Genomic DNA, 14086 nt, shown 5'->3' on the forward strand with positions numbered 1-14086 from the left:
GTTTGGAGTGGGGGTTTGGCTCTTTATTTATCTTGGTTTGGGTTTTACATGGTTTTATGTGGGTTTTTAGGTTTTTCCGAAGATTTCTTTGATTTTTTTATGTAGTTTGTTGATTTTTTTGGGTTTATTGTTGTCGGTGTAGAATAGTTTTAGGCTCTGGCAGTTTGGGCATCGTATTTCATTTGACATTAGTAGGTCTTTTTTGTATGTTGTGTTGCAGTTTTCGCATATGAACTCTGTTTGTTTTGGGTTTTTTGTTATCCTTTTTTGGGTTTCGTTTTGTTTTTTCATGGTTGTTGGGGGGTTAGGGATTTGTGGTTTTCCGGCCTGTGTTGCCGGGCCTATTTTTATCCCTTGGGTTTGTTTTCTTTAATTCAGTTATTTAATAGTTTTCCCTTTTTTATTTGGTTTGTTTATTGTTTTTTGTTTTTGAATTGGTCTAGGGTTTTTATTTTTTTGGGTTTTGTTTTGGGTGGTTTTAGTTTGATGTGTTCGAAGTTTTGGTTTTTTATTCTGTTTTGGGCGTTTGGTGTTATTGATGGGCTGACTAATATTCCTCTTAGGTTTTTGTATCCTTTTTCTTTGTAGTAGTCTATGTATCTCTGTAGTTGGTCTACTGCTTTTGGGCCTACTCTTTTGCGTTTTAGTTCTATTATTACGTTGTTTCCTTGGCTGTCTCTTCCGAATAGGTCTATTCGGCCGTATCCTGTTTTTCTTTCTGCTTCTATTATTCTTAGGCCTTTTTCGATTATTTCAGGGTTTTTTGTTATCTTTTTTTGCATCTGGGCTTCTTGTTTGTTTAGTGTTAGTTCGGCTCCATCTTTTAGGTTGTATGATGCTGTGTGTATTACTTTATGTAGTGTTATGTCTAGTGTTTCGTTTGGTGAGGTTCTTTCAGATCTGAGTATTACTTTGTTTTTTTGTTTGTGTACTGTTGGTCTTGAGCCTGGTGGTTGCCAGTTTGTTGGGTCGCTGTTGTTTTTTTGGTGGACAAGTGTTGTGCCGTCGGGTTTTAGTATTGTTATTCTTTCTCCTAGTGGTAGGTATCCGTCTGCTCTGCCTTGATAGTCTACTTCGCATTTTGCTGTTATTGTTAGGAGTTTTTGGTTTTTTATTGCGTTTTTTATGAATTGGGTGGTTTGTTTTGGTGTTGGGTTTTTGAGGGTTTTATGTTTGCTCAATTTGTTTCCCTCGTGGCCTGGGGTTTTGGTGTTGGCATTATTGTTCACTTTTATTTTTGGGTTATGTGTATTTGGTTTTGGTGTTTTTTTGTGTGGGAGGGGTTTGTGGGTGTCCCCCCTCCTTTTTTGTGGTTTATTTTTGTGGTTTTTTAGATTATGCTTGGTTCTTCTATTTTTTCTTCTCTTTTTGCTTGGAAGTCTTTTGATATTTTTTTGTATTGTTCTATTTCGCCTCGGTCGCTTGATGATCTGACTTTTTCTAGTGCTTTTTCGAAGTGTTCCATGTTTATTTCTATGTCTTGGATTGCTTTTTTGGCTTCTTCTCTTGTCATTCCTTGTTGGACTTTTTCTCTTAGGGCCATCATTGATGCTTCTTTGCTTAGTCCTTCTATGTCTGATCCTACGTATCCATCTGTTTTTTTGGCTAGTTTTTCTATGTCTACGTCTTCTGCGAGTGGTTTGTTTTTGGTGTGTACTTTGAATATTTCTTTTCTGGCTTCTGTGTCTGGTGCTCCTACTTCGATGTGTTTTTCTAGTCTTCCTTGTCTTAGGAGTGCTGGGTCTATTAGGTCTGGTCGGTTTGTTGCGGCTATTACGACTACTTCTCCTCTTTCTTCTAGTCCGTCGAGTTCGGTTAGCATTTGGCTTATTACTCTTTCTGTGACTTGGCTGTCTCCGCTCATTCCTCCTCTACGTGGTGTTATGCTGTCGATTTCGTCGAAGAATATGATTGTTGGTGCGGATTGTTTTGCTTTTCTGAATGTTTCTCGTACTGCTTTTTCTGATTCTCCTACCCATTTGCTGAGTAGTTCGGGTCCTTTGACTGATATGAAGTTTGCGTCTGATTCGTTGGCTACTGCTTTTGCGAGTAGTGTTTTTCCTGTTCCTGGTGGGCCGTGTAGTACGATTCCTCTTGGTGGTGCTGTGTCGATTTTTTCGAATGCTTCTGGGTATGTCATTGGCCATTCTACTGCTTCTCTTAGTTGGTTTTTTATTTCTTGTAGGCCTCCGACGTCTTCCCATGTTATGTCTGGTATTTCTACGAATACTTCTCTCATTGCTGAGGGCTCGATTTCTTTGTGTGCTTGTTCGAAGTCTTTTTTCTCTACTTCTAGTTCGTCGATTACTTCTTGTGGTATTTCTTCTGCGTCTATGTCGATTTCTGGTAGTATTCGGCGTAGTGAGTTCATTGCTGATTCTTTTGTTAGTGATTCTATGTCGGCTCCTACGAATCCGTATGTTCTGTCTGCGAATTCGTCGAGGTCTATGTCTTTTGCGAGGGGCATGCTTCGTGTGTGTACTTCGAATATTTGTCTTCTTCCGTCTCTGTCTGGTACTCCGATCTCGATTTCTCGGTCGAATCTGCCTGGTCGTCTTAGTGCGGGGTCTATTAGGTTTATTTGGTTTGTTGTGGCTATTACGACTACTTCTCCTCTTGCTTCAAGGCCGTCCATTAGTGATAGGAGTTGGGCTACGACTCTTCTTTCTACTTCGCCGCTTACTTCTTCTCTTTTTGGTGCGATTGAGTCGAGTTCGTCTATAAAGATTATTGATGGTGCGTTTTCTTTTGCTTCTTCGAAGAGTTCTCTTAGTTGTTTTTCGCTTTCTCCGTAGTATTTGCTCATTATTTCGGGTCCGCCGAGGCTTATGAAGTGTGCGTCGGTTTCGTTTGCTACTGCTTTTGCGATTAGGGTTTTTCCTGTTCCTGGTGGGCCGTGTAGTAGAACTCCTTTTGGTGGTTCTATTCCTAGTCTTTGGAATAGTTCTGGTTTTTTCATTGGGAGTTCTATCATCTCTCTGACTTTTCTGAGTTCTTTTTCTAGGCCTCCTATGTCTTCGTATGTTACTTGTGGTACGTCTTCGACTTCTTCGACTGGTTTGTCTCCTATTTCTATCTGTGTGTTGCTGTCAGCTATCACGGTTCCTTTTGGGTCTGTTTGTACTACTTTGTAGTTTATTGCTCTTCCAAAGAACTCTACTCTAATTTTCTGTCCTTTTGAGATTGGCCGGCCTTCTAGGATTTTGCGGACTCCGTCTGATGAGATCCGTAGGTTTATTTCTTCGGTTGGGGCGATGGTGATTTTTTTGGCTTTTTGGGCGTCGACTTTTTTGACTTCTACTCGGTCTCCTATTCCTGCTCCTGCGTTGTTTCTTACGCTTCCGTCGATTCTTATTGCGTTGTCGGGGTCGTTTGGATAGCCGGGCCAGACTACTGCGGTTGCTGTTCCTTTTCCTTCGATTTGGATTATGTCTCCGCTTGTTAGATTGAGGTTTTGCATTACTTTCGATGAGACTCTTGCGATGCCTCTTCCGGCATCTCGGTGTCTCGCTTCTGCTACTCTTAGTTTTATAGTTTTATCGGGCATTTTAACACCTTTTAGATTTTTAATTTTTAGTTTTAAGGTTTATTTAATGGGTTTTGGGGTTATAGGACGTTTTTTTCTCTTAGTTTTTTTACAGTTTCGTATATTTCTTCTATTTCGAGGTTTAGTCGTTTTGAGAGGTCTTCTGGCCGTACTTGTCCTTCTTTCATCATTTCGTTAAGTAGGGCTTTTTCTTTCTGGTTCAGGGCTTTTTGGTTTACTATTTCTTGGCCTGTTTGCATTATTTCGTCTATGAGTTGGTAGAGGTGTTTTTCTGTTTTCTTGATTTTTTGGCATTGTTCTTCGAGTTCTCTTATTAGTGATAGTACTTGTCGTAGGTCTTGGTTTATTTCGTATTTTTTTCGCTCCATTCTCTCAATTTCTGGGAAGGTTGTTCTTACTTGTTTTTTGTCGTTTTCGGTCATTTCTAGGTCTTCTATGTTGATTTGGGTTGTGTTTCTGTTGATTACGATCTGTAGCATTAGGGTGTTGTTGATTTTGTAGTATTTTCTGTTTCCTTTTCTGTATGGTTTGATTAGTTCTTGGTTTTCGAGTATATGGAGGTGTTCGATTATTGCTTTTCGACCTGTCTGTAGTTTTTCAGAGATTTCTGTTACGTACATTGGTTTTTCTGCGAGCATTTCTAGTATTTTTCTCCGGTTTTTGTTGCCGAGTATGTTGAGTGTGTTTTCTGTTTTTTTCAAGTTTGACCTCCAAACCCAATGTTACCTTACGTAACTAATATAGTTATTTATACTTAAAAACCTTACGAAAAAAGTAACTATAGGTAACTCTATGGTTTGTGTAAAAAAACAAACCCCCACAAAAACAAAACCAACAAAAAAATACAAAATCTAGTTCTTAAATCAAAGATCTAGCTCTTCCTCAATCTCATGATACCGATTTCGAATAGTAACCTCACTAACACCTGAAACATCACTGATCTCCCTCTGAGTAACCTTCTTACCCATAACCTTAGCCACCAAATACGTAGCGGCAGCAGCAATACTAACAGGAGACCTCCCACTCAAAAGACCCTTCTCATCCGCCAACCCAATAACCTCAACAACACGATTCTCAACCTCTTTACCCAAATCAAGCTCACTAACAAACCTAGGAACATAATCAACAGGAGAAGCAGGCTTCAAATTAATATCAAGCTCATCCGCCAAATAACGCTCAGCACGCGCAACCTCCTTCTTAGAAACACGAGCCGCTTCAGAAAGCTCCTCAAGAGTCCTAGGGAGATTATAAAACCTAGAAGCAATATAAAGAGTGGCAGCAACCATAGCCTCAATACTACGGCCCTTCATCAACCCCTTACCCGAAGCAGTCTTATAAAAAACAGCAGCAACCTCATGAACATCCTTCGAAATATTAAGCTGACTAACCATCCTATGCATCTCCTGAAGACCAGTAGAAAGACTCCTCTCCTTACCCGAAGACCTCCTACTCTGAAGCTGATGACGCCTCAACCTACTAAACTGAGCCTTCTTCTCAGGAGCCAACTCCTTACCATACCTATCCTTAAAACCAATCTCAGTACTCAAACCCTTATCATGCTTCGTAACACTAGAAGGAAGACCAACATGAGACTTCTCCTTCTCATCATCAAAAGAAAAAGCCCGCCAATCAGGCCCAGAATCAATCATCTCCTCATCAACAACAAGACCACAACTCTCACACCTAACCTCATTCTCCTCAGAAATAAGCTTCCCCCCACACTCCGGACATCTCTCAACATCATTCAATAATAAAACCCCACCAATAAACAATTCAGCAAACTACAAACATTAAACACCCAAAATACCTCAAACAAACCACTTAAACCCAACAAACACTACCTAGACAAGAATTAAGATATTTCTATTATTTAAGAATACCGCCAACAAAAACTCATAGAAACAAAAAAAAGAAAAAAAAAGAAAAAAAGGGGTGGGTCCTAAAAAGGCTAGGCCTCAAAAAATCAACCAATCAATATCTCCTTAGCCTTCTCATCATCGGCTTCACCCATATACTCAATCCCAACCGCCTTCTCAGTCTCCCTGTTAGCAGCCATCAAATCATCCCTTGACACAGTCTCCAAACTAAAGTTCCTGGAGCCAGCCATCAACTGCTGTAAACCACCTTTCAATTTATCAACAAGATTCCATAACGCTACAGCACCAAACGGTAGTTCATCCATCCGATCCTCACCAACATGATCAACAACGTCATACCAACCTGCAAACATACTCTCTGGAGTCTCACCAATATCCTTCACAGTCTTTGGCAGACTATCCCAATTACCATTAACCTCTTCCTTACGCTCCGGCTTCAAAACACCCTCGATGTTAGAGCCTAAGAAACTTGGAATCATCAAACCACGACCCATACAAACAAGCTTTACATAAGGCGAGCCAAGAGCCAAGGCCTTAAACAAATGATCCTCTCTCGCGAAACCACCAGCAAAACTGAGATCGGGAACAAACATTCCTTGGTCATCAAGAATTCTAGCATATTCATGCGCTTTGTTATGCAGAACAAGTGAAGGCACACCCCAATGCTCCATCATGTTCCAAGGACTCATTCCGGTTCCTCCACCAGCACCATCGATAGTCAATAAATCAAGTTTTGCTTCAGAAGCCAGTTTAATAGCAGCAGCAAGATCTCTCATCCCATAAGCACCAGTCTTTAAAGAAATCCGTTTAAACCCAAGGCTTCTTAAATAATCAATTTTCTCCATAAACTGCTCCTTCAGTTCTTCATAGCTTGGTGCATCTGTCGCTCCAAGACGACTATGCCGAGCAAAACCATCTATACCACCCTGTTTAAAGCTCTCTTCATTGGCCTCTACATTCGGATCGGGATCAACAACATAACCCCTATTCCTCAAGAATTTAGCGTAATCCAAACTATCCACCTGTATCTCACCGCCAATACTCTTAGCACCCTGACCCCACTTAATCTCAATTATAACATCGTTTCCATGTTTATCCGCGATATATTCAGCTACTCCATTCCTCATATCCTCAACATTCAGTTGTATAAACAACCCACCATAATCCTCATCAGCGAACTCATAATACGTATCTATACGCCTATCAAGTTCAGGAGCATCAACAACCTTACCGTTCTCCAGTTCAGCCTCCCTATCAACACCAACAACGTTCTCACCTATAACGATTGGGAAACCATTCACAGCAGCTCCAATCGCAAGCGACTCCCAATATTTAGCAGCAATAGCTGTAGACCCAAGCGCCCCAGTCATCAAAGGAACCTTACATTTAGTCTTAATCTCATTACCAAACTCAGTCTCAACATCAACGTTAGTATATAAACAGTCATCAGGGCTATCAGAAACTCCTTCAGGCAATCCCTCAGAACCATAAGCATATCCCTTAACCCTCAACGAATGATATCCAACACCCTCAGGACTTAGGTTACGGCTACCAGCAGTTATATCACCAAAATCTCTGGGATAAAGCATTTTACGGCCCTTCAAACTAGACATCCATACCTCACACTTACCTTTACAATCAGCTCTGCAGAGCGTGCATAACCCAGACTCAGATGGATTGCCTCTATTAATCGTACCCAATACGTCATTTCTTTTCAAATTAGACATAATAAACACCAAATATTAAATGGAGAGCTCAACACACATACTGGAAACACAATTCAAACAACATTAAATGGCCATAACAAAACTCTCCAACGACACTCTATATAACCTATATATTAATTTAAATCATTTCCTACAAAACACAAAAAAACTCAACACCCATCAAGGTAGCAAAAATTTATAGACAGGATGGCTAAGTCAGAGCTAAGATCCTTTTTTCCCTCCTAAATAGGGAGGTCTTAGCACTGCTTTAAGATAACCTAAGAACGCTTCTTTAGGTGGGGTTGGATGTCACTTTAACTCTTATTTTAGAAACACCTTCAATAACCTCTACTTCATATCCCATACCTCTTAATGTATTTTCTACGAGTTGTTTGATGAATTTCTTGCTTTCGTTGTTGTTCAATATCAATGTATATTCTTTCGGGGAGGTTTGGTTTAATTTAAAGAAATTACAGGCCTCTATTCTCTCTAAATATTCTTTTGGACCGTCAATGGTTTCTTTTAGTTGTTCGGCGTGGGACTCTGCAACCTTCTCGATTTCTTGCCAGAGCTCACTGTCATCTGGAATATCTTTGAGGTATTTTAAGAAAAGTATCCAGTGGTCCATGTCAAGTATGACGTGTTCGCCTTTGAAAAGCATGTCAGCATAGAACTTAACTCTATCTTCACCATAGTTTTCTAAAAACTCTTTGTTTTCTGAATAAAACTTTAAGGCGTTTCTAACCACTTCACTTTGGTTTTGGTCGAACTCTTCTTTAAGTTGGTCTAAAAGGTGTTGTGATTCTTCATCCAACACGATTGTTACTCTATTGGTCATATTTAACACTTCTTTTTGTATCTCAAATATACTTGTTTTTAAATTTGGCTAGGGCCGCTGCAAGCGCTATAGAGTCTTCATAGTTATCGCTTGCTCTCGAGGTATCGATATAGGTCTTATCGATATTCATTATGGGGGCTCCGATTGCTTTTCCATCTCCTAAAAACGTTAAAGTTCTGAAAATGAGGTTTCCGGTAATTCCATCTGGGGGTATAATCATGTTGGAGTCCTTGATTGCATCTTCAATCAATATTTGGTGGTTAATGGCTTCAACCCCCTCTTTTTTTAGTTTCTCAGTCAGTTCTTTAGCTTGTTTTAAGGTAAGGTCTACTCTCTCGCTCCTACCAAAATCTTCGGCTCTACCGCCAGATAATACAGCGATCTTTCCATCCATATCTAGCTGGTTCAATAAAGAGATAGATAATAAACCGAACTTAACTTTTTCATCTACAGTTTCTCCCTCATCGATTCCGACTGGTGCAAGTAAAAAAACCTTGTTGGTTGGATGGAGAGTTTCAAGAACAGCAACCCTGTAAAGGCTATTTAAACTAAATAAATCTTTTAGCGATGAAAGGGTTTTTTCAGCACCTAAAGTCCCTCGGACAACTGCATCTACCTCTCCTTGGACGAGCATTTCAGTAATAAGTTCTTCAGGACGTTCAGATTCAACAAAATCAATCTCTCCACCAACATCATTATACCCAACAACAACCACGTTAAACCTATCCTCTATCTTTCTAACTGAATCAATAACTTTCTGGGTATATCCTTCTCTCTCAAGACCGGCTCCAACAGCAACCTTAACATCCCTCCGGCCACCCAAACTATACAGCTCATCTAACCTCATAGCTATCAAGGAAACATACAGGGCTATAGTACTTAAAACAAACTTTTTAAAAAATTGCTTTCGTAAACTCAATATTATTTTTATTGTGGTGTATTTGTGGTTTTGTTTGTTTAGATTGGCTTAAAACGTTATTCTTCGTGTTTTTGGGGGTTTTGTTTATTTTTTAGGTTTTTGGCAGGAGATTCCTGTTATTTTATCTTTTTCAAAGTCGAATACTGTTTCTTCTTCTTTTCCTTGTTTTATTTTTAGTTTTCTGTGTTCATGGACCTCTCCGATTTTCTTGCTTGTAAGCCCTGATTGTTCGAATACTTTTATGGCTTCGTCTGTTTTTTCTGGGGGGGTTGTTACTACGAAACCCATTCCTGGATACATTTTGATCCAGTCAACCATATCTATGTCTTTTGGTTTTGGTATGCTGTCTATATCGATCTCTGCTCCCATGTCACATATTTCTATCATCATTCCTGCGGTCCCGACAACTCCAGGGTTGCTTATGTCCTTGCCTGCCGATACTAATTCTTTTTTAGCAAGTTTCTCCATCGACCCTAACTGTTTTAGTAATATGTCTCGGTCTTTCATTGTAGTTGTATCGTAGTTGTATTGGAACGATGGATGTATTCGGCCTTCTAGGTCTATTCCCACCACTATGTCGTCTCCTGGTTGAGCTGTTGTGCTGAAGATTACGTGGTCAAGATCTATTGTACCCATGATTGCGACATCTATTGCGTTGTATTCACAATCTGGGTTTGTATGGCCACCAACCATTGGGACGTTAAGTTTTTTCATCCCCATATTGATTCCTTCGACCAATCTATTACAAATGCCTTCGTCGGAGGTGCTGCAGACGCTTACCATTGCTATTGGGGTTCCACCCATTGCAGCTATGTCGTGTGTGTTTACTAGGACGGAGCAATATCCGGCCCAATGTGGGTCTGCACGCATTAATTTGTCCCAAATACCATCTGCTGCAAAAACGACTCCCTTTTCTCCTACCTCTATAACGGCGGCATCCTCTCCAAAAGAAGCTATTACATTTTCAGGGTGGTCTGTGAACTTCTCTACCAATTCGCCTATAGGGTTTTTTCGGGTAACCCCAGGAAAATTCCTAATCTCCGATGCAAGTCTTTTTAGCATGGCATATCAGATATATTCTATATCTTTTTATCTTTTTTGATTAAATTTTGATTAAAAACCGAAATCAATATACGGATTAAGTTTTATTTAGTGTTTTTATTTTGTTGTTTATGGTTTGTTGTTTGTTTTATTTTGTTTTTATGGAAATTGTTTTGTGGTTATAGGTATATAGTTGGGTTTGGAGGTATTTTTGATTACTGGTCTTGGTGATGGGTTTCCATGCTATCCGTCTAAGGTTGTTTGTGTTGGTTTGAATTATGTTGATCATGCGAGAGAACTTGGTATGGATATTCCTAAGCGGCCTGTGTTTTTTTATAAACCGGTTTCTAGTGTTGTTGGAGATGGGGATGTGATTCAAGTTCCTAGAGGTGTTGGTCGGGTTGATTATGAGGCTGAGTTGGCTGTTGTTGTGGGGGAGCGTTGTAAGGATGTTGAGCGGGATGAGGTTGATGATGTTTTAGCTGGTTTTACCTGTCTGAATGATGTGACTGCTCGAAAGGTTCAGGAAAAGGAGAGTCAGTGGGTTAGGTGTAAAGGCTTTGATAGTTTTTGCCCTATAGGTCCTCGGGTTGTAGGTAGTATTCCTGTTGACGCTGAAGTTAAGTGTAGGGTTAATGGTCGTGTTAAACAGGAATCGGATATCACCAATTTTATATTCAGTATAGAGGAAATTATCATGGATTTATCTAGCGTTATGACTTTGGAGAAGGGAGATGTTGTCTCTACCGGCACTCCCTCCGGTGTTGGAGAGTTAAGGGATGGAGACGTTGTTGAAGTTATGGTTGATGGTGTCGGTGTTTTAGAAAATGAGGTGAAATATATTGAGTAACATAGATTTTGAGTTTAATATAAGAGAGAGTATATGGGTTTTCAGACGTTATATCTCGAAGATTGTGCCTTTCTTTGCTTTTGTTTTAGGTCTTAATATCGTTATACAGATTCTTGGTCTCGTTGGTTTAGGTACGGCTTTTTCATATCTACATCTTACTGAGGGATTGGGTACCTTTGTGGATCTGTTGGTTGATGGAGAATTTATGTTGTTTTTTGAGACCATATTGGATCAAACTGTTTTCCTTGTATTAATTGGCCTCACAATGGTTGTGGGGGCTATAGCTAATCTAGCTGGATATAGCTTGATATTGGGTGGTTTTATTGAGCTTGTGAAAAACTCGTTGATTGGTGAAAGGGTTAGTGTAGGTGTTGGTTTGAATGGGGCCGTGAAATACTTCAAGAGGTTGTTTTTACTCTACCTACTTGCTTTAATCCTACTTTTCCTGGGTTTTGTTTTACCGTTTGTTGTAGGGCAACTCAGTATTGTGGCAGGCGTACTTACAGGTTTGTTTTCCGTTATAGCGTTGTTGTTTATCTACGTTGTCTTCTTCCTTTTTGCACAGGAAGCGATAGTTATAGAAGACGTGGGTGTATTAAGTGGGTTGAGAAAAAGTGGTGGGTTTGTTAAATCCAATCTACTGGAGGTAGTTGGGTATATAATTCTGGTTGTAGCTGTCTCTATAGTTATAGGAGTTCTGAGCCAGTTGTTTACATTCCTATTCCGGATTCCGGTTGAGAGTTTCGTTAGTGTATTTATGTTGTTAGTGGTTTTACCGGTACTTTTGATTCTAAAGGTCCGTATGTACACGGCATATAAGGGAGTTGGTGAGTTTAAGAGGTTTGATGCAGAGTATTGGCCATGGATGAAGAATGGTTTTCTTAAGTCATGGAACACTTTCCTTGGGTTTGTAAAGAAGGAGTTAGGTTTGTTTGGTGTTTCCCTTGGAATCTTCTTGATAGGTGTTTTAGGCGGATGGTATCTAGGTGGCTATATACCTTTTGAGTTAGCAGAACTTGATTTGCCTCAACAAATTGATTTAGGTGTTGACGGGGCGTTTGCCTCTTTATTCCTCTATTTGATGTTCCATAACTGGACGGTTGGTATTGGAGTTGCTTTTGGAGGTATTGTTTTCGGTTTACCTACAATTGGAGCTTTGTTATTAAATGGAGGTATTGTTGGAGTTGTATTTGCTTTAATAGATGATTTAGTGTTCTTCCTTGTTGGAATATTGCCACATGGAGTTATTGAAATACCTGCAATAGCTTTTGCAGCAGCGATGGGTCTTAAACTCGGTATTGGCCTTAAAAAATATCTATGGAACGATCTTGAATTAGAACAGCTCGGAGACAAAATTGAGAAAGTAATGATCGCTTTAGTAGGGTTGTTCCCATTGTTTGCAGTTGCCGGCATTATTGAAGCATTTATAACACCAGTATTGATGTCTATCTTCCTGGGGACACCACTGTTTTAACTATATACCTAAATTTAATATTGGTCTCTATCCCCTATTTAGGTTGGATAGGGTGGATTGTTTTTTTTTCATTCTCTGTTTTTTATTTGAAGGTGGTTTGTTATTGATTGGTTTCTGTGTTTTAAGTTGGTTTTAGAGAGGGTTTTATTTAGTTTTTAGGAGTTTTTTTGTATCGGGTTTTTAGGCCATTATTTAGTGGTTGTTTTTTTATATCTGGGTTTTTCGTTATACCTAATTTTCAGTATCTTAAAAAAATTTTTATAACCTTTAATATAAATTAATAGTAGTTTTAAATGCTTTAGTTCTTATTTAAGGAATTTTGTATTGTTTTTCAATCCAAAAGTTTTATATTAGATTTAGTATATTAATTGAATCACCCTAAAAAGAAAGGGGGGAGATTAGATGGAAATGATCAAAGAAAAGAACACAGTACCAGACTCATGTGCAGAGTGTCTTGTTGAAAAATGCGCTAGCTGTATTCGACAGGGATGTACACTTTCCGAACGGGCTTGCAACCTATGTAGTGAAGACAAACAGGACTCACCAGAGTTCGAAGATATTATCGATGAAATTGAGGAATGTCAAAAAGAAAAACTTAACGACCCCCAAGGAATGGCGATGGGGTATGAAGACGATTTTTATTCAGAAGACCAATTCGATGATGGCTCCGACCCCTACATGTATTGAATTGGTTGAAGGTAAGGTTTATTGAGTGTGAGAACGGAAAGATTCTGTAGAAGATGACAGAATCAATTAGACAAGAAATCAAAGAACTCGAAGATGAAATAAAAAACACGCCATACAACAAAGCAACCTCTAAACATATAGGTAGGCTTAAAGCAAAGGTTTCAAACCTAAAAGAAAAACTTGAGAAACAAAGTTCTGGCTCCAAAGGCGGAGAAGGATACGACGTGCAGAAAAGCGGTGATAAAACCGCTGTCCTCGTCGGCTTTCCCTCCGTCGGAAAATCTACTTTATTATCAAAATTAACGGGAGCAGAATCCGAAATAGCTTCCTACGACTTCACAACACTAGACGTAATCCCAGGCATGCTTAAACATAAAGGATGTGCCATACAGCTTCTCGACGTACCTGGATTAATCGAAGGTGCCTCCTCCAACAGAGGTCGAGGTCGGAGAGTTCTATCAGTTGTGCGAAACTGCGACCTAGTACTGATAACAACAGACGTACATCGAATGGAACACATCGAGAAGATTAAAAAAGAGTTATACGATGCAGGAATCAGACTTGACAAAGAACCACCTAAAATAGAGATCGAAAAAAAAGATAAAGGCGGTATCGACATAGTCAGCTCAGTTGAACAAGAACTTGAAGAAGACACAATAAAAGCAATCCTAAGTGAATACAAAATCATAAACGCCACAGTTATCTTAAGAGAAAAATTCGATTTAGATCGATTGATAGACGGAATCGCAGACAACAGAGTATACATGCCATCCCTAACCGTAGTAAACAAAATAGATGAAACCACACGAAACACAAAAGAAGACGAAGAAGGCCGTATCTATATCTCTGCCGAAAAAGAAATCAATCTAGATTACCTTAAAAACAAGATATTAGGGAAACTTGATATAAAAAGAGTCTACCTCAAGCCACATCGAGGCGAACCAGACATGGAAGACCCAATAGTAGTTGATAAACACGCAACCGTACAAGATGTATCCAGAAAACTACATAGAGATTTTGAAAAAAAATTCAGATACGCAAAAGTATGGGGCGATTCAGCCAAACACGATGGCCAGCAGGTAGGTAAAGACCACCAACTAGAAGATGGAGATATATTAAGCATAATCACAAATTAACATAATCACAA

General features: G+C 39.4%; 13 protein-coding genes. 4 read left to right on the forward strand and 9 right to left on the reverse strand.

Annotated features, from left to right (window positions below; genetic code table 11):
- Positions 1 to 66 precede the first annotated feature (66 nt).
- The 9 genes from QEN48_RS00530 to QEN48_RS00570 form a co-directional block, all read right to left on the reverse strand.
- Positions 67 to 291 carry a hypothetical protein gene (locus tag QEN48_RS00530; protein ID WP_280108468.1) on the reverse strand — a complete coding sequence of 75 codons (225 nt, stop codon included), beginning with the start codon at positions 289 to 291 and terminating at the stop codon, positions 67 to 69.
- A gap of 122 nt (positions 292 to 413) precedes the next feature.
- On the reverse strand, positions 414 to 1181 hold the full coding sequence (gene nucS, locus QEN48_RS00535) for an endonuclease NucS (RefSeq protein ID WP_280108469.1): 768 nt from the start codon (positions 1179 to 1181) through the stop codon (positions 414 to 416).
- A gap of 149 nt (positions 1182 to 1330) precedes the next feature.
- Positions 1331 to 3547 (reverse strand): CDC48 family AAA ATPase, encoded by a 2217-nt coding sequence (locus tag QEN48_RS00540; protein ID WP_280108470.1) that lies wholly within the window; start codon positions 3545 to 3547, stop codon positions 1331 to 1333.
- Positions 3548 to 3606: 59 nt separating this feature from the next.
- Entirely contained in the window at positions 3607 to 4248 is a 642-nt protein-coding gene (locus tag QEN48_RS00545; protein ID WP_280108471.1) for a metalloregulator ArsR/SmtB family transcription factor, read from the reverse strand.
- 162 nt (positions 4249 to 4410) lie between these two features.
- Positions 4411 to 5295: a TFIIB-type zinc ribbon-containing protein gene (locus QEN48_RS00550; RefSeq protein WP_280108472.1), complete on the reverse strand. Its 885-nt coding sequence runs from the start codon at positions 5293 to 5295 to the stop codon at positions 4411 to 4413.
- Positions 5296 to 5510: 215 nt separating this feature from the next.
- On the reverse strand, positions 5511 to 7151 hold the full coding sequence (locus QEN48_RS00555) for a glutamate synthase-related protein (RefSeq protein WP_280108473.1): 1641 nt from the start codon (positions 7149 to 7151) through the stop codon (positions 5511 to 5513).
- 271 nt (positions 7152 to 7422) lie between these two features.
- A complete protein-coding gene (locus QEN48_RS00560) occupies positions 7423 to 7968 on the reverse strand; it encodes a ribbon-helix-helix protein, CopG family (protein ID WP_280108474.1) in 546 nt (181 codons plus the stop codon).
- Between the two features lie 22 nt (positions 7969 to 7990).
- Positions 7991 to 8815, reverse strand: a complete 825-nt coding sequence (mtxX, locus tag QEN48_RS00565; protein WP_280108475.1) for a methanogenesis marker protein Mmp4/MtxX — start codon at positions 8813 to 8815, stop codon at positions 7991 to 7993.
- 156 nt (positions 8816 to 8971) lie between these two features.
- A complete protein-coding gene (locus tag QEN48_RS00570; protein ID WP_280108476.1) occupies positions 8972 to 9949 on the reverse strand; it encodes a methanogenesis marker 2 protein in 978 nt (325 codons plus the stop codon).
- 190 nt (positions 9950 to 10139) lie between these two features.
- Between QEN48_RS00570 and QEN48_RS00575 the strand changes: the two genes are divergently transcribed.
- The 4 genes from QEN48_RS00575 to QEN48_RS00590 all read left to right on the forward strand — a co-directional run bounded on the left by QEN48_RS00575 (position 10140) and on the right by QEN48_RS00590 (position 14075).
- On the forward strand, positions 10140 to 10778 hold the full coding sequence (locus tag QEN48_RS00575; protein ID WP_280108477.1) for a fumarylacetoacetate hydrolase family protein: 639 nt from the start codon (positions 10140 to 10142) through the stop codon (positions 10776 to 10778).
- Positions 10771 to 12252 carry a stage II sporulation protein M gene (locus QEN48_RS00580; RefSeq protein ID WP_280108478.1) on the forward strand — a complete coding sequence of 494 codons (1482 nt, stop codon included), beginning with the start codon at positions 10771 to 10773 and terminating at the stop codon, positions 12250 to 12252. The genes QEN48_RS00575 and QEN48_RS00580 overlap by 8 nt, the downstream gene beginning before the upstream one ends.
- Before the next feature lie 402 nt (positions 12253 to 12654).
- On the forward strand, positions 12655 to 12939 hold the full coding sequence (locus QEN48_RS00585; protein ID WP_280108479.1) for a hypothetical protein: 285 nt from the start codon (positions 12655 to 12657) through the stop codon (positions 12937 to 12939).
- A gap of 53 nt (positions 12940 to 12992) precedes the next feature.
- Positions 12993 to 14075: a GTP-binding protein gene (locus QEN48_RS00590; RefSeq protein ID WP_280108480.1), complete on the forward strand. Its 1083-nt coding sequence runs from the start codon at positions 12993 to 12995 to the stop codon at positions 14073 to 14075.
- Positions 14076 to 14086: the final 11 nt, after the last annotated feature.

Source organism: Methanonatronarchaeum sp. AMET-Sl, from assembly GCF_029854155.1.
Lineage (GTDB): Archaea > Halobacteriota > Methanonatronarchaeia > Methanonatronarchaeales > Methanonatronarchaeaceae > Methanonatronarchaeum.